Origin of the sequence: Streptantibioticus rubrisoli, from assembly GCF_024436055.1 — a bacterium.
Taxonomy (GTDB): Bacteria; Actinomycetota; Actinomycetes; order Streptomycetales; family Streptomycetaceae; genus Streptantibioticus_A; species Streptantibioticus_A rubrisoli.
This window is the reverse complement of the sequence record NZ_JANFNH010000043.1, coordinates 1-22,220: the sequence shown is the minus strand read 5'-3', so window position 1 is coordinate 22,220 and position 22,220 is coordinate 1. Positions and strand designations below refer to the sequence as shown.

The 22,220-nt window shown below is 70.6% G+C and carries 19 protein-coding genes and 1 riboswitch; of the genes, 10 read left to right on the top strand and 9 right to left on the bottom strand.

Going from position 1 to position 22,220, the window contains the following annotated elements; all coding sequences use genetic code 11:
• Positions 1–50: 50 nt before the first annotated feature.
• Genes NON19_RS26545 through NON19_RS26535 form a run of 3 tightly spaced genes read left to right on the top strand, consistent with a single transcriptional unit; the run spans position 51 to position 3,519 of the window.
• Positions 51–1,052, top strand: coding sequence for a glycosyltransferase family 2 protein (locus NON19_RS26545; RefSeq protein WP_255931622.1), 1,002 nt, complete (start codon positions 51–53; stop codon positions 1,050–1,052).
• A complete protein-coding gene (locus NON19_RS26540) occupies positions 1,052–2,404 on the top strand; it encodes a polysialyltransferase family glycosyltransferase (RefSeq protein ID WP_255931621.1) in 1,353 nt (450 codons plus the stop codon). Before NON19_RS26545 ends, NON19_RS26540 begins: the two co-directional genes overlap by 1 nt.
• On the top strand, positions 2,401–3,519 hold the full coding sequence (locus NON19_RS26535) for an acyltransferase family protein (RefSeq protein ID WP_372514293.1): 1,119 nt from the start codon (positions 2,401–2,403) through the stop codon (positions 3,517–3,519). Before NON19_RS26540 ends, NON19_RS26535 begins: the two co-directional genes overlap by 4 nt.
• 132 nt (positions 3,520–3,651) lie before the next feature.
• Here NON19_RS26535 and NON19_RS26530 read toward each other — a convergent pair whose 3' ends face one another.
• The 3 genes from NON19_RS26530 to NON19_RS26520 form a co-directional block, all read right to left on the bottom strand.
• On the bottom strand, positions 3,652–5,250 hold the full coding sequence (locus tag NON19_RS26530; RefSeq protein ID WP_255931620.1) for an acyl-CoA mutase large subunit family protein: 1,599 nt from the start codon (positions 5,248–5,250) through the stop codon (positions 3,652–3,654).
• A 340-nt stretch (positions 5,251–5,590) separates the two neighbouring features.
• Positions 5,591–6,691, bottom strand: coding sequence for a hypothetical protein (locus NON19_RS26525; RefSeq protein WP_255931619.1), 1,101 nt, complete (start codon positions 6,689–6,691; stop codon positions 5,591–5,593).
• Positions 6,688–7,329 carry an RNA polymerase sigma factor gene (locus NON19_RS26520; protein ID WP_372514299.1) on the bottom strand — a complete coding sequence of 214 codons (642 nt, stop codon included), beginning with the start codon at positions 7,327–7,329 and terminating at the stop codon, positions 6,688–6,690. The genes NON19_RS26525 and NON19_RS26520 overlap by 4 nt, the downstream gene beginning before the upstream one ends.
• Positions 7,330–7,805: 476 nt before the next feature.
• Here NON19_RS26520 and NON19_RS26515 point away from each other — a divergent pair, with 476 nt between their 5' ends.
• The 5 genes from NON19_RS26515 (at position 7,806) to NON19_RS26495 (ending at position 11,910) form a co-directional block, all read left to right on the top strand.
• Complete coding sequence (locus NON19_RS26515) at positions 7,806–8,354, top strand: 2-oxo-4-hydroxy-4-carboxy-5-ureidoimidazoline decarboxylase (RefSeq protein ID WP_308213737.1); 549 nt, start codon at positions 7,806–7,808, stop codon at positions 8,352–8,354.
• Positions 8,355–8,509: 155 nt separating this feature from the next.
• Positions 8,510–8,890 carry a succinate dehydrogenase, cytochrome b556 subunit gene (gene sdhC, locus NON19_RS26510; RefSeq protein ID WP_255931617.1) on the top strand — a complete coding sequence of 127 codons (381 nt, stop codon included), beginning with the start codon at positions 8,510–8,512 and terminating at the stop codon, positions 8,888–8,890.
• A gap of 2 nt (positions 8,891–8,892) precedes the next feature.
• Positions 8,893–9,366, top strand: a complete 474-nt coding sequence (locus NON19_RS26505) for a succinate dehydrogenase hydrophobic membrane anchor subunit (RefSeq protein ID WP_255931616.1) — start codon at positions 8,893–8,895, stop codon at positions 9,364–9,366.
• A gap of 16 nt (positions 9,367–9,382) precedes the next feature.
• Positions 9,383–11,137, top strand: a complete 1,755-nt coding sequence (sdhA, locus tag NON19_RS26500; RefSeq protein WP_255931615.1) for a succinate dehydrogenase flavoprotein subunit — start codon at positions 9,383–9,385, stop codon at positions 11,135–11,137.
• On the top strand, positions 11,137–11,910 hold the full coding sequence (locus NON19_RS26495) for a succinate dehydrogenase iron-sulfur subunit (protein ID WP_255931614.1): 774 nt from the start codon (positions 11,137–11,139) through the stop codon (positions 11,908–11,910). Before sdhA ends, NON19_RS26495 begins: the two co-directional genes overlap by 1 nt.
• Positions 11,911–12,028: 118 nt before the next feature.
• Here the strand turns inward: NON19_RS26495 and NON19_RS26490 are convergent, their stop codons facing one another.
• Complete coding sequence (locus NON19_RS26490; RefSeq protein WP_255931613.1) at positions 12,029–12,277, bottom strand: SCO4848 family membrane protein; 249 nt, start codon at positions 12,275–12,277, stop codon at positions 12,029–12,031.
• A 221-nt stretch (positions 12,278–12,498) separates the two neighbouring features.
• On the opposite strand from NON19_RS26490, the gene NON19_RS26485 reads away from it, so the two are divergent.
• Positions 12,499–13,758, top strand: coding sequence for a D-alanyl-D-alanine carboxypeptidase family protein (locus NON19_RS26485; RefSeq protein WP_372514292.1), 1,260 nt, complete (start codon positions 12,499–12,501; stop codon positions 13,756–13,758).
• On the opposite strand, the gene NON19_RS26480 is transcribed toward NON19_RS26485, so the two are convergent.
• The 4 genes from NON19_RS26480 to NON19_RS26465 form a co-directional block, all read right to left on the bottom strand.
• The gene (locus tag NON19_RS26480; protein WP_255931610.1) at positions 13,670–14,671 is read right to left on the bottom strand and encodes a YihY/virulence factor BrkB family protein; all 1,002 of its coding nucleotides are present in this window, start codon (positions 14,669–14,671) and stop codon (positions 13,670–13,672) included. The genes NON19_RS26485 and NON19_RS26480 overlap by 89 nt on opposite strands.
• Before the next feature lie 191 nt (positions 14,672–14,862).
• A complete protein-coding gene (locus NON19_RS26475) occupies positions 14,863–15,444 on the bottom strand; it encodes a 2'-5' RNA ligase family protein (protein WP_255931609.1) in 582 nt (193 codons plus the stop codon).
• Positions 15,445–15,506: 62 nt separating this feature from the next.
• A complete protein-coding gene (gene trpS / locus NON19_RS26470) occupies positions 15,507–16,517 on the bottom strand; it encodes a tryptophan--tRNA ligase (RefSeq protein WP_255931607.1) in 1,011 nt (336 codons plus the stop codon).
• A 104-nt stretch (positions 16,518–16,621) separates the two neighbouring features.
• On the bottom strand, positions 16,622–18,064 hold the full coding sequence (locus NON19_RS26465) for a glycine hydroxymethyltransferase (protein ID WP_255931606.1): 1,443 nt from the start codon (positions 18,062–18,064) through the stop codon (positions 16,622–16,624).
• 36 nt (positions 18,065–18,100) lie between these two features.
• A riboswitch (ZMP/ZTP riboswitch) is annotated at positions 18,101–18,191 on the bottom strand.
• Between the two features lie 215 nt (positions 18,192–18,406).
• Here NON19_RS26465 and rocD point away from each other — a divergent pair.
• The gene (rocD, locus tag NON19_RS26460) at positions 18,407–19,621 is read left to right on the top strand and encodes an ornithine--oxo-acid transaminase (protein ID WP_255931604.1); all 1,215 of its coding nucleotides are present in this window, start codon (positions 18,407–18,409) and stop codon (positions 19,619–19,621) included.
• Positions 19,622–19,709: 88 nt separating this feature from the next.
• On the opposite strand, the gene NON19_RS26455 is transcribed toward rocD, so the two are convergent.
• A complete protein-coding gene (locus NON19_RS26455) occupies positions 19,710–21,992 on the bottom strand; it encodes an FUSC family protein (protein WP_255931603.1) in 2,283 nt (760 codons plus the stop codon).
• Positions 21,993–22,220: the final 228 nt, after the last annotated feature.

Sequence of the window (22,220 nt, the reverse complement as noted above, 5' to 3'; positions counted from 1 at the left end):
GCCCGCGGCCCGCAATCCCAAATGGCGAGCCGCCGCATAACGTTCCGCAAGTGGCCAAGCTCTCCGTCATCGTGCCGTTCTACAACGTGCAGACATTCGCACCCGACATGTTGAGAAGTCTGGCATCGAATGCCCGCGCGGATTTTGAATTCATTCTCGTCGACGATTGTTCGACCGACCGGACGCCGGAGATCCTGGAACGCGCCGCGGGCGGTCAACTGCCCGGCGCCAGGCTGCTGCGGCACGAGCGCAACCAGGGCCTGGCCACCGCCCGCAACACCGGCCTGGACGCCGCCGAGGGCGAGTACCTGGCGTTCCTCGACGGCGACGACTGGCTGGCCCCCGGCTACCTCCCCGAACTACTGGCGGGGATCGAGGAGTTGGGCTGCGACTTCGTGCGCACCGACCATGTGCAGTGCACCGGCAGGGAGCGGGTGGTCCACCGGGTACCGGACGGCCGCCGCGGCCGGGTGCTCGACCCGCGCGAGGCGATCCTGCCCGCGGACACCTCGACCTCCGTCGACTACCCGTACGCCTGGGCCGGGATGTACCACCGCAGGCTGAAGGACGCGGGGCTGCTGCACTTCCCGGACGGGCTGCGCACCGCGGAGGACCGGCCGTGGATCTGGCGGCTGCACCGCAGGGCGGAGTCGTTCGCGGTGCTCGGGCTGCTCGGCGTCTTCTACCGGCGCGGGGTGGCCAGTTCGCTCACCCAGATCGGCGATGTACGGCAGTTGGACTTCATACGCTCCTTTGACCAGGTGCTGGCCGAGACGGCACAGGACCCCAGGGCGGAGGAGTTCCTGCCGAAGGCGGTCCGCACCTACTGCGCGATCATCGCCCACCATCTGTCCAACATCGACCGCTTCGAGCCGCAAGTCGCCCGGAAACTGAAGGCGTTGAGCGTGGCCGCGATGAAGCGGATGCCGCAGGAGCTGCTGACCGCCGCGCTGGACTCGATGGACCTGGACCGTTCGGTACGGCTGCGGCGGCTGCGCTGGTTGGACCGGCTGCTGCCCGGCAAGGACGCGAACGGGGAGGCGGCGGCCTGATGGCGCGTACCCAGATCTTCCTGGCGTCCACCCTCTACGGCGCCGCCACCTTGGCCGCCGCGCTGGACGCCGACCGGTTCCCTCCGGCCGACCGGCGGATCCTGCTGGTCAGCAATAACGCTCCGGTGCCGGAGACCACCGCACCGCTGGACCGGATGCCGGGCTTCACCGCGCTACGCGACCGCTTCGACCAGGTGCTGTCGTGGAACGAGACCATCTCCCCGTTCCATCCCAGCGGTTGGAGCCCGCGCCCGGACGACGTACCGCTGTGGGAGCGGCACCTGAGGCTGCTGTGGCGGTTGGGGGACGACGAGATAGAACTAGCTGTGGAGTCCATCCAGGTGGAACCCGCGCTGGCGCTCGTCCAGCTCTTCCCGGCCGCGCCCATCGACGTCTACGCGGACGGCCTGATGAGCTACGGCCCCACCCGCAACAAACTGGAGCTGCTGGTCACCAGCCGCATCCGCCGACTGCTCCACCTCGACCTGGTGCCGGGCCTGGCCCCGCTGCTGCTGTCGGAGCACAGGGTCAGGCCCGAGGTGGTACCAACCGGGGCCTTCCGGGCGGTACTTGAGCAGTTGGCCGCCTGCGACGACCGGCCGGTGGCGGCGGACGGTCCGGCGCTGCTGCTCGGCCAGTACCTGTCGGCGCTGGAGATCCTCACCACCGAGGAGGAGGAGCGGCTGCACCTGCGCATGCTGCGCGGGATCGCGGCGCGCGGCCACCGCAGCGCGGTGTTCAAGCCGCATCCGACCGCGCCCGCGCACTGGCCGCACCTGCTGGAGAAGGAGGCCGCGGAGCTCGGCGTCGAGCTGACCGTCTGCGACACCCCGGTCCTCGCCGAGGTGCTGTTCCAGCGGCTGCGGCCCGCGCTGGTGGTGGGTTGCTTCTCCACCGCCCTGCTCACCGCCTCGCGGTTCTTCGACCTGCCGGTGGCCCGCACCGGCACCGGGCTGCTGCTGGAGCGGCTGTCTCCGTTCCAGAACAGCAACCGGGTGCCGGTCACCCTCGTCGACGCCCTGCTGCCACCGCTGGACGACCGCGAGCCCGCAGGCAGGCCGCGGTCCACCGCGGAAATCACCGGGCTGCTGCGGGCGGTGGGCTACTGTATGCAGTCCAAGGCGTACCCGCACCTGCGCGACGAGGCGGTGCGCCAGCTGTCCGAACACCCCGAGGACCGGCGGTACTTCAAGCGGCGCCGACTCACCTCGCTGGCGCTGCCCGGTGGCGTACCGTCCCAACTCGCCTTCCTGCCGCGCAGCCGCACGGTGCGCAGGGTGGTGCGCCGGGCCCGGGTGCTGACCTCGCGGAGCACCGACCGGGCCGCCGACCGCCAGGCGGCCACCTCGTGACCGCGCAGCCGATCGCCGCCGCGCGACCGGCTCCGGCCGTGGTGTCGGGCGGCGGGCGCGCCGGGCGGCTGCGGGCGTTGGACGGGCTGCGGCTGGTGGCGGCGCTGTCGGTGTGCGCGTACCACTACGCCGGGCGCGGCGGCGACATCACCCGCGCCTGGGGCGCCTCGCCGCACAAGCTCTTCCCGAGCCTTGCCGGACCGGCCTCGTACGGCTGCCTCGGGGTCCAACTCTTCTTCGTCATCAGCGGGTTCGTCATCTGCATGAGCGGCTGGGGCCGCTCCCCGATGGCGTTCGCCGCCTCGCGGGCGGGTCGGCTGCTGCCCGCCTACTGGGCGGCGATACTGCTGGTCACCTTCGTCTTCGCGCTGCCATGGGTGGCGTTCCATCCGGTCTCGCCCAGCGATCTGCTGACCAACCTGACCATGCTGCAGATGCCGGTCGGCGCCAAGCGGGTGCTCGGGGTGTGCTGGACGCTCTGGGCGGAGCTGCGGTTCTACCTGCTGTTCGCGCTGTGCGTGCTGTGGCGCGGCGCCAACCGGCGCCGGGTGCTGCTGTTCTGCACGCTGTGGACGGCGGGCGCCGTCTTCGCCGACGCGGCCCATGAGCCGCTGCTGCAGCAGCTACTGATGCCCGACTACGCGCCGTTCTTCCTCGGTGGCATCGGTCTGTACCTGGTGTACCGGTACGGGCATGACGCCACCGGCTGGGCGGTGGTCGCCGTCGGCTGGCTGCTCGGCCAGCACTACGCGGTACGGGAGTTGGTGGCGCCCGCGCATGTGGCGGCCTTCCACCACCGCACCCAGCTCACGGTGATCGCCCTGGTCACGCTGGCGTTCGCGGCGGTGGCCGCGGTCACGTTGACCCCGGTCAGCCGGGTCGACTGGCGCTGGCTGACCACCGCGGGCGCGCTGACGTACCCGTTCTACCTGGTCCACGAGCACCTGGGCTGGGTGGTGATCCCGGCACTCCACCACGACCTGCGCCTCCCGGCACCGGTGGCACTGGCGGGTACGGCGGCGGCGATGCTGGCACTGGCCTGGCTGCTGCATGTGGCCGTGGAGCGGCCCCTCGCACCCCGCCTGCGGCGCGCCCTGCGGGACGGGTCGCGCTAGCCGCTCCGCTGGGGGCGCGGTCGATGGGCGGGGGGCGGTGGATGTGCGGGGTGTGGTCGATGGGCCGTCGATCGTCCGCGGCACCGTTGTGGCTGGTCGCGCAGTTCCGCGCGCCCCTTCAGGGCTCGGAGGCTAGAACGCGTCGGTCGGCACGTACGCCCCCCACACCCCGCGGAGCGCATCGCACACCTCGCCCACCGTGGCCCGGGCGCGCAGCGCGTCCTTCATCGGGTAGAGGACGTTGTCCGTACCCTCCGCAGCGGCCCGAAGGGCCGCGAGGGCCGCATCCACCGCCGCCTGGTCCCGCGAGGCGCGCAGCTTCGCGAGCCGTTCGGCCTGCTGGGCCTCGATCGCCGGATCGACGCGGAGGGGCTCGTACGGCTCCTCCTCGTCCAGCTTGAAGCGGTTGACGCCGACGACGACCCGCTCCCCCGCGTCGGTCTCCTGAGCGATGCGGTACGCGTTGCGCTCGATCTCGTTCTTCTGGAAGCCGTGCTCGATCGCGTTGACCGCGCCGCCGAACTCCTCGACCTTCCGCATCAGTTCGACCGCGGCGGCCTCGACCTCGTCGGTCATCTTCTCGATCACGTACGAGCCCGCGAACGGGTCGACGGTCGCCGTCACATCGGTCTCGTACGCCAGCACCTGCTGGGTGCGCAGCGCGAGCCGGGCGGACTTCTCGGTGGGCAGCGCGATGGCCTCGTCGAAGCTGTTGGTGTGCAGCGACTGGGTGCCGCCGAGCACCGCCGCCAGCCCCTGGACGGCGACCCGCACCAGGTTCACCTCGGGCTGCTGCGCGGTGAGTTGCACACCCGCGGTCTGGGTGTGGAACCGCAGCATCTGCGACTTGGGGTTCTTGGCGCCGAACTCCTCCTTCATCACCCGCGCCCAGATCCGGCGGGCCGCACGGAACTTGGCGACCTCCTCCAGGATCGTGGTACGGGAGACGAAGAAGAACGACAGCCTGGGCGCGAAGTCGTCCACGTCCATTCCGGCGGCGATCGCGGTACGGACGTACTCGATGCCGTCGGCGAGGGTGAACGCGATCTCCTGCGCGGGGCTTGCCCCGGCCTCGGCCATGTGGTAGCCGGAGATCGAGATCGTGTTCCACTTCGGGATCTCGGCCCTGCAGTACGCGAAGATGTCGGCGATCAGCCGAAGGCTGGGCTTGGGCGGGAAGATGTAGGTGCCGCGGGCGATGTACTCCTTGAGCACGTCGTTCTGGATCGTGCCGGTGAGCTTGTCCGCCGGAACACCCTGTTCCTCGGCGACCAGTTGGTAGAGCAGGAGCAGCAGGGCGGCGGGCGCGTTGATCGTCATCGACGTGGACACCTTGTCCAGCGGGATGCCGTCGAACAGCACCATCATGTCGTCGAGCGAGTCGATGGCCACGCCGACCTTGCCGACCTCGCCGTGCGCGATCGGCGCGTCGGAGTCGTGTCCCATCTGGGTGGGCAGGTCGAACGCGACCGACAGGCCCATGGTGCCGTTGGCGATCAGTTGCTTGTAGCGGGCGTTGGACTCGGTCGCGGTGCCGAAGCCCGCGTACTGCCGCATCGTCCACGGCCGGCCGGTGTACATCGTGGGGTACACACCGCGGGTGAACGGGTATTCGCCGGGCTCGCCCAGCTTCTCCTGGGGGTCCCAACCGGCCAGGTCCTCGGGACCGTAGACCGGTTCGATCGGCAGCCCGGACTCCGTCAAACGGTCGCTGCCCGGCTCGCGCCCCATGTCCTAACGCCTCCCGCTCGTGTCTACCGACGAGTAACCGCAGCCCCCGCAACGGACTGTAGTGGCGGGCGTGCGATCGGTGGAGCCCCGCACGCTGGGACCTTGCTCACAGCATGCCCGAACGGGGGCGTGACATCACAGGAGGCCTGTCGACGCGGGTGGGGCGGGGGGAAAGGCGCCCCACCCGCGTCAGGCGCGGTCCGCGTCGGTAACGGGGGAACCGACACGCCGCGGGTCGATGACCAGTCGACCCATAAGCATCTGCGCCAGGTGGTTGAAAAGTGTTACACCGCCGTTCGCGGCCTACTGCGGCGCTGTTTCCGGGGCTCGCCGCCCGGGCTCACAGGGGCGGCAGCTGGACCAGCCGGTTGTTGCCCCGGCCGCCACTGTTGCCGTTGCCATTGCCGCCGTTGCCGTTGCCGTCACCGCCGCCGGTACCACCGGTGCCACCGGTGCCGCCGTTGGAGTTGCCGCTGCCGCCGCCGTTGCCGGAGCCGTTGGTGCCGCCGTGCGACTGCCGGTCACCGCCGGAGCCGAGGCCCAGCCGCTGGCGGCAGTACGCGTCAACGGCCTGCTGGCCGCCCGCGGCCTTGGACAGCCACTGCCACTCATTGCCCCGCAGCCCGCCGCCGCCCGCCGCCGCCAGGTAGGCGCGGCACAACGCGTCCGGGTCATGGTCGTCGGAGCCCTGGTCCCAGTTGCCCTGACCGTGGTCCCCCGGCGTGGAGCTGTTGGTTCCGCCCGCCGCGCCGGGCGTGCCGGAGCCGCCGGGCGACTGGGACGGCGACTCCGTACCGGCGCCGCCCCTGGTCGCGGCGCCCGGCGAGTCGGGCACCGTCGAGGGCGCGCCGTCGGGGGTCTGCGGCACCGCGCTGCCGTCCAGTGACGGCGCCTGGGAGCCGTCAGTCGACTCGGGGGTGGTGTCGCCGCTGCTGAACGGCGAGGGGATCACCCCGGTACCGGCCGCCGCGGCGACCCCGCCGACCAGTGCGGTCGCCGCGAAGGCCGCGGCCACCGCGACCTTCGCCGAACCGGACAGGCCGCGCAGCCGCCGCAGCCGTCTGCGCCGCTCGGGCGCGTATTCCGGCGCGAATTCCGGCGAGAATTCCGGCGCAAAGGGGACAGCGTTGTCCGTGGCCTCGGTGACCGGCTCCTCGGGCGGCAGCGGTACGCCGACGACCGCCCCGGTCGCCGCGGACTCCACGGCGGGGGCGGTGTGCTCGCGGGCCGCGCGGAAAGCCGCCAACGCCGCGTCCTCACGGCCCTGTTCGACCGTGGAGCGGGTGGCCGCGGCCAACAGCTCGGTCAGGGCCCGGACGGTTGGGGTTCCGTCGCGTCCCTTGTCCCCGGCGTCGGCGGGGTCCCCGGCATTGACTGGTTCGCCGCTCAGCAGACGCTCGGCGGCTTCCTCATCCAGCCAGTCATGGCGGCTTCCGCTCATCTCACGTCCTTCTGCGTCGGCGCGGCCGCAAACGTCACACCGTCGTCCGTCCCAATGCCCCCCGTGCCGTCCTCCAACAGCTCCGCCAACCGTCGTAGCCCGCGGTGCGCTGCCGTGCGTACCGCGCCCGGACGCTTGCCGAGCACCTCCGCCGCGCCCTTGGCGTCCAGCCCCACCACCGCACGCAGCATCACGGCCTCCGCCTGGTCCACCGGCAGCCGCGCTATCAACGCCATGGCCCGATCGGTGGCCAGCGCTTCCAGTGCCTGTCCCGCGGTGTCCGCGCGGTCCGGCATGCCGTAGAGAACCGATTCGTCGGCGCCCACGACAGGCCTTCGGCCGACACGACGCAGATGGTCCAGTGCTCGGTTCCGGGCGATCGTCGCGGTCCAGCCACGGAACCGGTCGGCGTCCCCGGTGAACCGGTCGAGGTCCCGGGTGATCTGCAACCACGCCTCGGAGGCGACGTCCTCGGCGTCCACGTCGCCGACCAGCGTGCGTACGTAGGCGAGCAGACGGGGATGGACGCTGCGGTAGACGGTGCGGAAGGCAGCCTCGTCGCCGCGCTGGGCGGCCGCTATGGCAGCCGTCACCCGCGCTTCGTCCGTGTCCTGGTCAGCCCCCACCACGCGCCTCATCATGCCTGATCCGAACGTCCGCTCCGACTACCGATCCGGTATCCAGCGCCTGCCCGGTACGCCTCGGTGTACAAGTGGCGCCGAAACGGCCCGTGTTGGGCCCGCGGCGGGGGGTGTGACACTTTCGCGCCCGTTGGCGCTGTCTTGAGTAAGCGACGCGCAGAACGGCACGCGCCGCGAGACGGCGGCCGGAGACGCTCCTGTGGGGGGAGGCGACTCCGGCCGCCTCTGCCGTTACGGCCACCCTGTCCACCTCGTGGCCGATTTCTCTCCCGTACGGGTGAAATTCGCACATCTGGCGGTCAAGTACGCGCATCCGCCGATACGTTGTCCGAGTCCTCTCTCCGGCACCGTCTTCTGCCGCTCCCCCGGGTGCTCTATCCCGTTTTCTCGCAACATTTCCGTATCGCATCCATCGCATCCATCGCATCAGGAGGCCGAAGCTGGCCAGCGACCTCCCCGGAACGTCGGCGCCGATACCGCGGCAGGGCCGCGCCCACGGCAGCCCCGTCACAGGGCTCGCGGCGCTCAACCGCGCCGCGACCGCCGCCGCCGAGACCGCGCTGCTCACCTGCTGCGGCTGCCGCCAATGGGCGCGCCGCATGGCCGCGCACCGCCCGTACCCCGATCTGGGCGCGCTACTCGCCGCCGCGGACACCGCCGCCTACCGGCTGACCCCGGGCGACCTGGCCGAAGCACTGGCCGGTGAGCGCCCGTTGCCGCTGCCGCCCGGTGGCGGCCTCGCGGCGCACACCGCGCTGCGGGTCGGACTCGCCGAGTACGAGCGGCGTTTCGGCCACCCCTTCGTCATCTGCCTTGACGACGTTCACCCGGACGAGCACCTCGACCACGTACTGGCCTGTCTACGGCTGCGGCTCGGCAACACTCCCGAGCAGGAACGTGCCGTCGCCGCCGACGAGCTGCGCGCCCTCGCCCGCGGCCGGCTCGCCCGACTGGCCCGGCCCGCCCGCCGCGACACACCCCGGCTGGGCGCTCTGGGGTCACCCCCAGGGGGCGGCCAGTAGCCCGCATGTGCGGGATCGATCACACCTGAGCCACCCCGACGACCAAGCGGCGAAGGGCGTCGCTACGATGTCGGGGGCCGGTGGACCGTACCCGGCCGGGCCCGACCGACAGTGAAGCCGGCAAGGCCCCTAGTCCCGTATCCGGAGGGTTTTCCGTGCCGGCTGGAACGCTGTACCGCGGCCGGGAAGGTATGTGGTCCTGGGTGGCTCATCGAGTCACCGGTGTCCTCATCTTCTTCTTCCTGTTCGTCCACGTCCTCGACACCTCGCTCGTTCGTGTGTCCCCGCAGGCCTACGACAACGTGGTCGCGACCTACAAGAACCCCATCGTCAACCTGATGGAGTACGGCCTGGTCGCGGCCATCCTCTTCCACGCCCTGAACGGCCTGCGCGTCATCGCCGTCGACTTCTGGGCCAAGGGCCCGCGGTACCAGCGCCAGATGCTGTGGTCCGTGGTCGGTATCTGGATCGTGCTGATGGCCGGGGCGTTCTACCCCGTCCTGCAGCACACCCTGCGCACTCTGTTCGGGAGCTGAGAATGTCTGCCGAGACTCCTGTCGACGCCGTGGCGACGAGCGCCACCACCTTCAGCCCGGACAACCCGGCACCGGTCATCGAGCCGCCGCGCGCCCGCAGCAAGCGCACACCGCGCGCCACCCGCACCAACTTCGAGATGTACGGCTGGCTGTTCATGCGGCTGTCCGGCATCGTCCTGGTGGTGCTGGTCCTCGGCCACCTGCTGATCCAGTTGGTGCTGGACGGCGGCGTCACCAAGATCGGCTTCGCCTTCGTGGCGGGCCGCTGGGCCTCACCGTTCTGGCAGCTGTGGGACCTGTGCATGCTGTGGCTCGCGATGCTGCACGGCGCCAACGGCCTGCGGACGGTCATCAACGACTACGCCGAGCGGGACACCACCCGGTTCTGGTTGAAGTGGCTGCTCTACACGGCCACGGTGTTCACCGTTTTCCTGGGCACGCTGGTGATCTTCACCTTCGACCCGAACATCCAGTAGACGCGGGGCTGACGCGATGCAGATCCACAAGTACGACACCGTCATCGTCGGCGCCGGCGGCGCCGGCATGCGCGCGGCCATCGAGGCGACCAAGCGCAGCCGTACCGCCGTGCTGACCAAGCTCTACCCGACCCGCTCCCACACCGGCGCCGCGCAGGGCGGTATGGCCGCCGCCCTCGCCAACGTCGAGGAGGACAACTGGGAGTGGCACACCTTCGACACGATCAAGGGCGGTGACTACCTGGTCGACCAGGACGCCGCCGAGATCCTGGCGAAGGAGGCCATCGACGCGGTCCTCGACCTGGAGAAGATGGGCCTGCCGTTCAACCGGACCCCGAACGGCACCATCGACCAGCGCCGCTTCGGCGGCCACACCCGCAACCACGGCGAGGCCGCGGTGCGCCGCGCCTGCTACGCGGCCGACCGCACCGGCCACATGATCCTCCAGACGCTGTACCAGAACTGTGTCAAGGAGGGCGTGGAGTTCTTCAACGAGTTCTACGTGCTCGACCTGCTGCTCACCGAGGTGGACGGCGTCAAGCGCACCGCCGGTGTGGTGGCCTACGAGCTGGCCACCGGCGAGATCCACGTCTTCCAGGCGAAGGCCGTGGTGTTCGCCTCCGGTGGCACCGGCAAGTTCTTCAAGGTGACCTCCAACGCGCACACCCTCACCGGTGACGGCCAGGCGGTCGCCTACCGGCGCGGACTGCCGCTGGAGGACATGGAGTTCTTCCAGTTCCACCCGACCGGCATCTGGCGGATGGGCATCCTGCTCACCGAGGGTGCCCGTGGTGAGGGCGGCATCCTGCGCAACAAGGACGGCGAGCGCTTCATGGAGAAGTACGCGCCCGTCATGAAGGACCTGGCCTCGCGTGACGTGGTCTCCCGCGCGATCTACACCGAGATCCGCGAGGGCCGCGGCTGCGGCCCCGAGGGCGACCACGTCTACCTGGACCTGACCCACCTGCCGCCGGAGCAGCTGGACGCCAAGCTGCCGGACATCACCGAGTTCGCCCGCACCTACCTCGGCATCGAGCCGTACACCGACCCGGTGCCGATCCAGCCGACCGCGCACTACGCGATGGGCGGCATCCCGACCAACGTCCAGGGCGAGGTGCTGGCGGACAACACGACCGTCGTGCCGGGCCTGTACGCGGCGGGCGAGGTGGCGTGCGTCTCGGTGCACGGCGCCAACCGGCTGGGCACCAACTCCCTGCTGGACATCAACGTGTTCGGCCGCCGGGCGGGCATCGCCGCCGCGAAGTTCGCAGCTGAGAACGACTTCGTCGAGTTGCCGGAGAACCCGTCCGAGCTCGTGGTCAGCCAGGTCGAGTCGCTGCGCGAGTCCACTGGCAACGAGCGGGTGGCCGAGATCCGCAAGGCGCTGCAGGAGACCATGGACACCAACGCCATGGTGTTCCGCACCGAGCAGACGCTGAAGCAGGCCGTCGAGGACATCGCCGAGCTGAAGCAGCGCTACAAGAACGTCAGCGTCCAGGACAAGGGCAAGCGGTACAACACCGACCTGCTGGAGGCCATCGAGCTGGGCAACCTGCTCGACCTGGCCGAGGTGCTGGCCGTCTCCGCGCTGGCCCGCAAGGAGTCCCGCGGCGGTCACTACCGCGAGGACTACCCGAACCGTGACGACGTCAACTTCATGCGGCACACCATGGCGTACCGCGAGGTTGGCGAGGACGGCACCGAGTCGATCCGCCTCGACTACAAGCCGGTCGTCCAGACCCGCTACCAGCCGATGGAGCGTAAGTACTGATGAGCACCCCTACGCTGGACAAGCACTCCGCCGCCCTGGACGCGGCCGAGAACAGCGCGTTCGAGACGATCACCGTCACGCTGCGGGTCCGCCGGTTCAACCCCGAGGTCTCCGACGAGGTCTCGTGGGTCGACTACCAGCTGGAGATGGACCCCAAGGAGCGCGTCCTTGACGCCCTCCACAAGGTCAAGTGGGAGATCGACGGTTCGCTGACCTTCCGCCGCTCCTGCGCGCACGGCATCTGCGGCTCGGACGCGATGCGCATCAACGGCCGCAACCGGCTGGCGTGCAAGACTCTGCTGAAGGACATCAACCCGGAGAAGCCGATCACGATCGAGCCCATCAAGGGCATGGCGGTCCTGAAGGACCTCGTGGTCGACATGGAGCCGTTCTTCCAGGCCTACCGGGACGTGATGCCGTTCCTGATCACCAAGGGCAACGAGCCGACCCGCGAGCGCCGCCAGTCCGCCGAGGACCGGGAGCGCTTCGACGACACCACCAAGTGCATCCTGTGCGCCGCGTGCACGTCGTCCTGCCCGGTGTTCTGGAACGACGGCCAGTACTTCGGACCGGCGGCCATCGTCAACGCGCACCGCTTCATCTTCGACTCGCGTGACGAGGGCGGCGAGCAGCGGCTTGAGATCCTCAACGACAAGGAAGGCGTGTGGCGTTGCCGCACCACCTTCAACTGCACGGACGCCTGCCCGCGCGGTATCGAGGTGACCAAGGCCATCCAGGAGGTCAAGCGGGCGCTGATCACGCGCCGGTTCTGACCTGACGGGGCGAAGGTCCCGCTCCCAACGGACGAAGGTCCCGTTCCCAGCCCGGGAACGGGACCTTCGCTTTGCCGGTGCTCGCCGCGCACACGTACCGCGCACGCAGGTGCGGGGGCTACGCGCGCCGCACCTCGGTGCGCAGCGCCCGCAGACCGCGCAGGCCCAGGACGCCGACGGCGGTGCCGAGGAGGAACGAGGTGATGGCGAGCAGCAGGTGCACCCAGAAGTAGGCGGTGGGCTGGCCGTTGTGGAACGCCAGACCGCTGGCGTCGGCCCACAGGTTCTTGACGAAGGTGATCCAGATGCACCAGCTCCACACGCCGAAGGCGGTGAGGAACCAGGAGGCGCGGCGAGTGAGCTTCATGCCTTCAGTATGAAACGGCATCAACCGGCGGCGGTCAGCCGGGGTACTGCTCAACCGGCTACGACAGCCGGGGTGCTGGGCATGCCGCGTTGACAAATGGTTGGGAGGTGAAGACGCCCGACTGCCGCCAGCGGTTCCCCCTGGCAGCCGTGTCACTCCTCACCCCTCCGGGTCATCTCGGCGATGACCGATCTTCCGCTATCTCCCTGTACGTTCGGTTGGTGCTCACGAATCGTCAGGCCCTGCGCCGTCCCGCGCTGACCGTGTGTGCCGCCGCCCTGGTGGGCACCGCGCTGTTTCCGGCCGCTACCGCCGCGTCCGCCGCGCCCCACCCGGGGCAACCGGCCAGGACGCCCCAGCAGCCGGAGGAGCCGCGGCCGCCCGAGAACATGTCAACCATCGGTGGTGACCGGCTCGCCCAGTCGGGCACCCAGGTCGACCTCACCTCAGGTGTGCCCCCGCTACCGAAGATCTCGGCCCGTGCGTGGATCGTCTCCGACGCGGAGACCGGCGAGGTACTGGCCTCGCACAACGCGCACTGGCCGCTGGCCCCCGCGAGCACGCTGAAGATGCTGTTCGCGGACACCCTGATCACCAAGTTCCCCAGGAACCTGACGCATACCGTCACCCCGCAGGACATGGCGGGAATAGGGGATGGCAGCAGCATGGTCGGGATCAAGGAGAACCTGCCGTACACCGTGCAGGACCTGTGGCGCGGGGTGTTCCTGCGCTCGGGCAACGACGCGGTGCACGTGCTGGCCGCGATGAACGGCGGCGTGGACAAGACGGTCCACGAGATGCAGGAGCGCGCCAAGGACCTACAGGCCAACGACACCCATGTGGTCAGCCCTGACGGCTACGACATGCCGGGTCAGGTCTCCTCGGCGTACGACCTGTCGCTGTTCGCCCGCGCCGGGCTGCAGAACGCGGACTTCCGCGAGTACTGCTCAACGGCGAGCGCCCAGTTCCCCGGTGACTTCAAGAAAGGCACCAAGGAACGGGAGACGTTCGGCATCCAGAACACCGACCGGCTGCTCAGCGGTATCGACGGGGTCAAGCCGTATCCGGGCCTGGCGGGCGTGAAGAACGGGTTCACCACCAACGCGGGCAACACCTTCACCGGCGTCGCCGACCACGACGGGGTGAAGCTGCTGGTCACCGTGATGCACCCGGCTTCTGGCGACAACATGGTCTACAAGGAGACCGCCGCCCTGCTCGACTGGGGCTTCCAGGCCGCGGGCAAGGTCAAGCCGGTCGGCACGCTGGTGGCGCCGAAGAGCGCCCAGTCCGCGTCCGGTGGCCGCACCGAGGGCGCCAAGGGCGGCAACGCCTCGGCGTCCGCGGCGGCCGCGCCCGGCTCGGGCTCCGGCGGTGCGGCGATGGCGGCCGGGATCACCGCCGGCGCCCTGGCGGTGCTGGGTGGTGTGGCGCTGGTGGTGCGGAAGCGCTGGCCGCTGCCGAAGCGGCGCGGGGAGTCGTAGCGGGCGGTTCCGGGGCGGCGTCGGGGGCCGCCCCGGAACCGTTCGGCCGCTCGACGGCCGACGGTGCGCTGGTGGCGGTGGCGGTCCAGGCCGCGCAGTACAGCAGCAGCTTCGCCATGAAGTTGATCCACAGCAGCAGCGCGACCGGGGTGCCGAACGTGCCGTACATGCTCTTGGTGGCCACGCCCTGCAGATAGCCGCTGAGCGCCACCTTGAGGATCTCCAGGCCGACCGCGCCGAGCAGGCCCGCCACGACGACCGAGCGCCGGGCGGGCCTGACGCCCGGTAGCCAGGTCAGCAGGTACACCAGCAGCAGGACGTCGGCGAGTACGGCGACGCAGTACCCGATGACGGTCAGCAGCACGCTGCCCGCACCGCTGGAGCCCAGCCCGATCTGCCGGGCGGTCCAGCCCACCGCGCTGGTGGCGAACGTCGACACGGTCAGCGAGAACAGGCCCACCGCGCCCAGCCCGGCCAGCACCCCGGCGTCCTTGGCCTTGCGCAGCAGCCAGTTGACCGACTCCTGGTCGCGGCCCCAGATGGCCCGTAGGCAGCCGCGCAGCTGGTCGACCCAGCCGATACCGGCCAGCAGCAGGGCGACGCCCGCCACCACGCTGACGGTGCCCGCGTTGGCGGCCAGGGTGGCGATGTCGAACTGCTTGGACAGGCCCGGCACCTGCTGGCTGAGCTTCAGTTCGTAGGTGTGCAGCTGGCTGTTGGTCAGTACCGCGGCGCCGATCGCCGCGCCCAAGGTGAGCAGCGGGAACAGCGCGATGAAGCTGATGAAGGTTATGGCCGCGGCCAGCCGGGTCCACTGTGCCCGCTGCGCGTGCTCGAAGGCGCGCCAGGCGTGCGTCCGCATGCCGCGGGCGATCCACGGACCGACGACGGGCAGCCGTGTCAACCAGTCCATGATCGGCGCCTACCCTCGGTGACCGGCCGCACACCTGCCCGTCCGCGATCCACTGGAAACTGGAAAGGGGGACATCCACCGGTTGGCGGCGGGGCCGTAGGCCATTCGCGGCGAATCGCACGGAGCCGGGCGTGGCGCCACGTTCCGTGAAATACGCGGCTTTCTCCACATCGTGTGATAAAGCGCTCACGCTACGCGCGCAGCGGGTCCCCATCCAGGTGGGCCGTCTGCGCAGGCACGGCCGCGGTCGTGCCCGGGCGGCCGAAAGGGTAGTCGCCCATCGAGCGCCACACGCCGTCCTCACCCTGCTCGTAGAGTGAGAACTCGCTGACCGTCCAGTGCGCGGTGAAGCCCGCCAGCTCCCGCTGGGCGCGGTCCATCGCCTCGTCCTCGATGCCGTGCGCCACCGTCACATGCGGGTGGTATGGGAACTGCAGCTCCCGGGCCACCGGCCCGGACCGCACCCGTTCCTGCAGCAGCGAGCAGTCCACCGCGCCCTCGGCGAGCCGTACGTACACCACCGGCGACAGCGGACGGAAGGAGTCCGTGCCGTCCAGCCGCAGCGGAAAGGCCCGGCTGGACTCGGCCACCTCCGCCAGGTGCCGCCGGAAGCCGGGCAGCGCGGCGGCGTCGACCTCGGTGGGCGGCAGCAGCGTGATGTGCGTGGGGATGGCGTGGGCCGCCAGGTCCCCGAACCCCGCCCGGCGCTCCTGGAGCAGACTGCCGTACGGCTCCGGGACCGCGATGGACACACCGATCGTGCTGGTCCCCATGCGCACACCCCTTTCGAACCGTCGGATCCGCGGAAGATCTGGAGGATAAGGCGCGCCGTCGCTCAGTGCTTGGCCGGAACGAATCCGATCCGGTCGTAGACGGTGGCCAGGGTCTCCGCCGCCACCGTCCGGGCCTTCTCGGCGCCCTTGGCGAGAACAGAGTCCAACGTCTCCGGATCGTCCAAGTATTCCTCGGTGCGGGCGCGGAACGGTGTGACCCAGTCCACGAAGACCTCGGCCAGGTCGGTCTTCAGGGCGCCGTAGCCCTTGCCCGCGTAGCGCTCCTCCAGCTCCGCGACGGAGGTGGCGGTGAGCGTGGAGTAGATGGTCAGCAGGTTGCTGACGCCCGGCTTGTTCTCGGCGTCGTAGCGGATCACCGTGTCGGTGTCGGTCACCGCGCTCTTGAACTTCTTCGCCGACGCCTTCGGGTCGTCCAGCAGGTTGACCAGGCCCTTGGGCGAGGACGCCGACTTGCTCATCTTGACCGTCGGGTCCTGGAGGTCGTAGATCCTCGCCGTCTCCTTGACGATGTACGGCTCGGGGACGGTGAACGTCGGCGCGTAACGGGTGTTGAACCGCTCGGCCAGGTCCCGGGTCAGCTCGATGTGCTGGCGCTGGTCCTCACCGACCGGCACCGCGTCGGCCTGGTACAGCAGGATGTCGGCGACCTGCAGGATCGGGTAGGTGAACAGGCCCACGGTGGTGCGCTCGGCGCCCTGCTTGGCGGACTTGTCCTTGAACTGCGTCATCCGGGACGCCTCGCCGAAGCCGGTCAGGCAGTTCATCACCCAGCCGAGCTGGGCGTGCTCGGGCACATGGCTCTGCACGAACAGCGTGCAGCGCTCCGGGTCGAGCCCGGCCGCCAGCAGCTGGGCGGCGGCGAGCCGGGTGTTGGCGCGCAGCTCCTTCGGATCCTGCGGCACGGTGATCGCGTGCAGGTCCACGACCATGTAGAACGCGTCGTGGGTTTCCTGCAGCGCCACCCACTGGCGTACCGCGCCGAGGTAGTTGCCGAGGTGGAACGAGCCCGCGGTGGGCTGGATGCCGGAGAGCACACGAGGTCGGGAGGCCATGCCCTCATTGTCTCAGGTCGGCGGAGCGGCCAGGCACCCCCGCGCGTCCTGCGACGGCGCGCCGTCAAGGCCGGGCACCCCGCGCGCCCTCCGGCGGTGCGCCGTCAGCTCAGGTCGATGCCCGGGTAGAGCGGGAACCCGGCGAGCAGGTCGCTCGCCTTGCCCTCGACCCGCTGGGCCACGGCCGCGTCCAGCGTGTACTTGGCCTTGGACGGCTTGCCGTCCGCGCCGGTGCCGGGCGCGGTGGCGGCCAGCACGGTGTCGATCAGCTCGGCGATCTCGTCCATCTCGGCGGTGCCCAGGCCACGGGTGGTCAGCGCGGGTGTGCCGAGCCGGACGCCGGAGGTGTACCAGGCGCCGTTGGGGTCCTGCGGGATGGAGTTGCGGTTGGTGACGATGCCGCTGTCCAGCAGCGCCGCCTCGGCCTGGCGGCCGGTGAGGCCGTAGCCGGAGACGTCCAGCAGCACCAGGTGGTTGTCGGTGCCGCCGGTGACCAGGCGGGCGCCGCGCTTGAGCAGGCCCTCGGCGAGCGCCTGGGCGTTGTCGACGATGCGCTGCGCGTAGTCCCGGAAGCCGGGCTGCCGGGACTCGGCCAGCGCCACCGCCTTGGCGGCCATCACGTGCGGCAGCGGGCCGCCGAGCACCATCGGGCAGCCGCGGTCGACGTGCTCGGCCAGCTCGGAGTCGCACAGCACCATGCCGCCGCGCGGGCCGCGCAGCGACTTGTGGGTGGTCGTGGTGACGATCTGGGCGTGCGGTACCGGGTCGAAGTCGCCGGTGAGCACCTTGCCCGCGACCAGGCCCGCGAAGTGCGCCATGTCGACCATCAGCGTCGCGCCGACCTCGTCGGCGATCTCCCGCATGATCCGGAAGTTCACCAGCCGCGGGTACGCGGAGTACCCGGCGACGATGATCAGCGGGCGGAACTCGCGGGCGCTCTCCCGCAGCGCGTCGTAGTCGACCAGGCCGGTGGCCGGGTCGGTGCCGTAGGAGCGCTGGTCGAACATCTTGCCGGAGATGTTGGGGCGGAAGCCGTGCGTGAGGTGGCCGCCCGCGTCCAGCGACATGCCCAGCATCCGCTGGTCGCCCAGCTCACGGCGGAGCGTCGCCCAGTCCTGCTCGGTGAGGTCGTTGACGTGCCGGACGCCCGCCTTCTGAAGCGCCGGGCTCTCCACCCGCTGGGAGAGCACCGCCCAGAAGGCCACCAGGTTGGCGTCGATGCCGGAGTGCGGCTGTACGTAGGCGTGCGCGGCGCCGAAGACCTCGCGGGCGTGCTCGGCGGCGAGCGCCTCCACCGTGTCGACGTTGCGGCAGCCCGCGTAGAAGCGGCGGCCGACGGTGCCCTCGGCGTACTTGTCGCTGAGCCAGTTGCCCATGGCCAGCAGCACCGCCGGGGAGGCGTAGTTCTCGCTGGCGATGAGCTTGAGGGACTCGCGCTGGTCGGCGATCTCGGCGCGGATGGCGTCGGCGACCCGCGGCTCGACGCCGCCGATCACCTCCAGGGCGGAGCGGTAGGCGATCGTCTCGGCGGTCGGCTCTGCGGCCATGGGACTCTCCTGAGGGCGTACGGACAGCTCTGCGTTACGGACGGCCCAGGCGCACGGCTCCCTGTTACTCCCCGAGCCGCTCCCCGATGGTCATTCCCATCCCAGCGCGCCAGTCACGGCCCGTTCAGAGCCTATCGCGGAGCGGGGCGAGATCTTCGGGGGTGCTCGCCGGGCAGACGGCGACAAGAAGATCCGCCGCGACGGCGAGCGACCCCCACGGCGTGGCCCCGGCGGTACCAACCCGACGAACCGAACCCCCCGGTAGGGGTTCCGCGCCGCACACTTGAGGCGGCAAGCTGCCTCGACGTGTAGTCGTGCGACGAGAAACGGAGTGCCCCGTACATGACCACCCACGCCACTTCCTCCGAGCTGATCCGGGAAGCCGATGCGCACAGCGCGCACAACTACCACCCGTTGCCCGTCGTCGTCTCGACAGCGGAAGGCGCGTGGATGACCGACGTCGAGGGCCGTCGCTACCTCGACATGCTCGCCGGGTACTCCGCGCTCAACTTCGGCCACCGCAACCAGCGGTTGATCGACGCGGCCAAGGCCCAGTTGGACCGCGTCACCCTCACCTCCCGCGCGTTCCACCACGACCAGTTCGCCGCGTTCTGCACCGAATTGGCGGACTTGTGCGGCATGGAGATGGTCCTGCCGATGAACACCGGCGCCGAGGCCGTGGAGACCGCGGTCAAGACCGCGCGCAAGTGGGGTTACCGGGTCAAGGGCGTCCCCGACGGCCAGGCGAAGATCGTGGTGGCCGCCGACAACTTCCACGGCCGCACCACCACGATCATCAGCTTCTCCACCGACGAGGAGGCCCGCCGGGACTACGGTCCGTACACCCCCGGCTTCGAGATCGTCCCCTACGGCGACGTGGCCGCGATGGAGGCGGCGGTGGACGACCGGACGGTGGCCGTACTGCTGGAGCCGATCCAGGGCGAGGCCGGAGTGCTGGTACCGCCGCCCGGCTACCTGGCCGAGGTGCGCCGGATCACCGCGCAGCGGAACGTACTGTTCATCGCCGACGAGATCCAGTCCGGCCTCGGCCGCACCGGCCGCACCTTCGCGTGCGAACACGAGGGCGTCGTACCGGACATGTACGTGCTGGGCAAGGCGCTCGGCGGCGGCGTGGTGCCGGTCTCCGCCGTGGTGTCGTCGAACGCCGTGCTCGGGGTGTACCGGCCGGGCGAGCACGGTTCGACGTTCGGCGGCAACCCGCTGGCCTGCGCGGTGGCGTTGGAGGTCATCGCGATGCTGCGCACCGGTGAATTCCAGCGGCGCGCCACCGAGTTGGGAGCGCATCTGCACCGGGAGCTGGGCGCGCTGGTGGGCGGCGGAGCGGTGGAGGCGGTACGCGGCCGGGGCCTGTGGGCCGGTGTGGACATCGCCCCCGGCCACGGCTCGGGCCGCGAGGTGTCGGAGGCGCTGATGGAACGCGGCGTCCTGGTCAAGGACACTCACGGCGCGACGATCCGCATCGCCCCGCCCCTGGTGATCTCCAAGGAGGACCTGGACTGGGGCCTGGACCAACTCCGCGCGGTCCTTGGCGGGTAGCGCCCGGATCCCGCCCACCGAAATCCCGCCGCGACGGCGGGCAGCCCCCGCGGCGGAGCCCGGCGGTGCCGAACCAGCGGCAAGCCGATCAGGACACGCCGGACAGGCCCTGGGCCGCCTTGCCGCTGCGCTCGCGGGTCTCGGCGACCGGGACGCCCAGCGGCCGGGCGAGGCCCACCACGCCTTCGTGCAGCCGGTGCAGATGCCGTAGCACCCGGAACGTCACCGAGCCGGGCTTCGGCCCGACCGCCTCCGGCCCCTCCAGCATGGAGGCCACGCTCGCACCGGACTCCACCTCGCTGCTGGCGTCCTCGTCCTCCAGGTGCTCGATGAGCACGTCGATGTTGCGCCGGATGCGCCGCCCGGCCCGCTCCAGTCGCGGGTCGGCGGCGATACGGGTGCTGCTGGGCACGAGTTCGGCGGTGGCCGCCAGACTGCGCGCGTGGTACGCGCAGGTCTCCAGCAGCGCCACCAGATAGCGTGCGGTCCGGCGGCGCACCCGCAGCGGGGTGATCGGGTGCGTCAACGGCCGGGTGGAGCGCCGCAGGTTGTCCAGCGCGGTGTCCAACTCCCGTGCTATGTCGAGCAGATCGGCCGCGGGACCGCCGCTGAGCTGCTCGACCGCGGCCGAGCTGACCTCGGCGAGCTTGTCCAGCACCTCCCGCAACTGCCGGTCGGTGTGGTGGTGGGTACGTACCGGCAGCACGAACAGCGCGGCGATCATGCCGCAGGCGGCGCCCAACACGGTCTCCTCGATGCGCAGTTCCAGCACGGCGATGCTGTAGGTGCTCAACAGCGTGTAGAGCAGGCCCAGCATCGCGGTGAGGAAGAACGACATCAGCACGTACGACAGCGGCGCGGTGAAGAACGCGCCGAACACGCAGAGCAGTACCAGGGCGAACGCGGTCCAGGTGTGGTGGCCGACCAGTCCGGCGAGCAGCACACCGGCGATCACGCCGATGACCGTGCCCAGCACCCGCCGGTAGCCCTTGACCAGGATCTCGCCGGTCGAGGAGGTGTTGAGGAAGACGACCCAGCAGGTCAGCACCGCCCAGTACCAGCGCTGGCTGGACAGGAACTCACCGCCGACGATGGCCAGCGCCGAACCGATGCCCACCTGGAACGCCGCCCGGGTGGTGGGCCGTTGCAGCCCGGTCAGTTCCTCCTCCGGCTCCTCCTCCCGGCTGATGGCCACGTCCTCCGCGTCGAACTCCTCGCGGGAACGGGTGGCCTCCGGGCTGTCGTCCGCCTCGTCCTGCGGCCCGTCCAGCGCCAGCCGCAGGCCCAGCACCGAGCGCGCCGCCTCACCGATGCCGCGGAACGCGTCCTGTACGGCGAGCGAGGCGCGCGGCAGGTTCTCGTCCTCCCGGTAGTCCAGCAGGCGGTTGCGGACCACGGCCAGCCCGGTGCCGCGGTCCTGCGGGTAGAGCCGGGTGATCAGCAGGTGCAGTCCCGCCAGGTCGCGGCGGAGCCGCCGGGTCGTCTCGTCCTCCACCGGCGCTTTCGCGGGCGCGTCCAGCGCGGGGGCGTCCGGCAGGTGCAGGGTGAGGGTGTCGGCGTCGTCGAAGGCCCGGGCCTTCAGCAGCAGTACGCCGAGCCGCTCGGCCGCGATCTCGGCGTCGGCGATCCGGCGTTGCACCAGCGCGGCGGAGGCGGCGTCGCGAGTGCCGTCCTCCAGCCGCCCCTGGATCATCAGGGCGCACTCGTGGAGCCTCGCGGTCTGCCGCCGCAGATTGTCAACCGCCCTGTCCAGCTTCTCCGGTGAGCTCTCGCCGACCAACGCCGTCTGGGCGTCCACCACTTGGGCCAGCCGGGCCCGAAACGCCCGGCGCAGCCGTTGCAGCGTGAACTCCGGGGTGGCCCGCACCAGTGCGAACCGCGCGACCGCCGCGCAGCAGAACGCGGCGAACAGCACTCCGTACAACTGCGGCAGCATGCCGACGTGGGCGTGCACGAACAGCGAGACGAAGTAGACCTGGAAGCCGATCAGTCCGAGCGAGGTACCGCGATCGCCGAACCGGCGGGCGTAGACGGCGGCGAAGATCAGCGCGACGAAGAACAGGTCGCCGATGATCACGTAGTGGTTCAGCAGAGTGCCGAGGGACATCGCGGCGAACGCGGTGGGCAGCCCCCAGGCGAGGGTGACCGCCTGGTCCCTGGGCAGCGGCTCGCTGATCGCGAACGTCGCGACCATGGCCGCCATCGCACCCGCGACCAGCAGGCTCACCGGGATCTGGAAGGCGACCAGCACCGCGAGGGTCAGCACGATCGACGCGACGGTACGCAGTCCGGCCATCAGCCGGATCAGCCCCGGGTCGGATGCGACGAAACGGTCCCACACCTGCCGCGCCCTTTGACGTGCCAGTCCCATCTGCGCTGCCGCACTCCCACCCGTCCGCATGGCGCCCGCCCCGCGCGGAGCGCCTACCAGCGACGATCTACCGTCCATAGCTTCCCATGACCGGACAGGGGGCCCCGGAACCGTTTTTCCGCAGAACGGCTCTCCGCCACAGCCCCCGCAAGCAGAGCCAACGCCCCCCAACAGCCGCAGCCCGCACGGCAACCCGGTGACGACAGCCGCGAACCCCCGTCCCCAACC

Coding starts and splice junctions, on each gene's coding strand:
- NON19_RS26465 (WP_255931606.1), bottom strand. CDS start 18,064: ATGGCCGCAGAGCCGACCGCCGAGACGATCGCCTACCGCTCCGCCCTG.
- rocD (WP_255931604.1), top strand. CDS start 18,407: ATGACCACCCACGCCACTTCCTCCGAGCTGATCCGGGAAGCCGATGCG.
- NON19_RS26480 (WP_255931610.1), bottom strand. CDS start 14,671: ATGGACTGGTTGACACGGCTGCCCGTCGTCGGTCCGTGGATCGCCCGC.
- NON19_RS26520 (WP_372514299.1), bottom strand. CDS start 7,329: ATGAGGCGCGTGGTGGGGGCTGACCAGGACACGGACGAAGCGCGGGTG.
- NON19_RS26530 (WP_255931620.1), bottom strand. CDS start 5,250: ATGGGGCGCGAGCCGGGCAGCGACCGTTTGACGGAGTCCGGGCTGCCG.
- NON19_RS26505 (WP_255931616.1), top strand. CDS start 8,893: ATGTCTGCCGAGACTCCTGTCGACGCCGTGGCGACGAGCGCCACCACC.
- NON19_RS26475 (WP_255931609.1), bottom strand. CDS start 15,444: ATGGGGACCAGCACGATCGGTGTGTCCATCGCGGTCCCGGAGCCGTAC.
- NON19_RS26455 (WP_255931603.1), bottom strand. CDS start 21,992: ATGGGACTGGCACGTCAAAGGGCGCGGCAGGTGTGGGACCGTTTCGTC.
- NON19_RS26495 (WP_255931614.1), top strand. CDS start 11,137: ATGAGCACCCCTACGCTGGACAAGCACTCCGCCGCCCTGGACGCGGCC.
- trpS (WP_255931607.1), bottom strand. CDS start 16,517: ATGGCCTCCCGACCTCGTGTGCTCTCCGGCATCCAGCCCACCGCGGGC.
- sdhA (WP_255931615.1), top strand. CDS start 9,383: ATGCAGATCCACAAGTACGACACCGTCATCGTCGGCGCCGGCGGCGCC.
- NON19_RS26490 (WP_255931613.1), bottom strand. CDS start 12,277: ATGAAGCTCACTCGCCGCGCCTCCTGGTTCCTCACCGCCTTCGGCGTG.
- NON19_RS26540 (WP_255931621.1), top strand. CDS start 1,052: ATGGCGCGTACCCAGATCTTCCTGGCGTCCACCCTCTACGGCGCCGCC.
- NON19_RS26525 (WP_255931619.1), bottom strand. CDS start 6,691: ATGAGCGGAAGCCGCCATGACTGGCTGGATGAGGAAGCCGCCGAGCGT.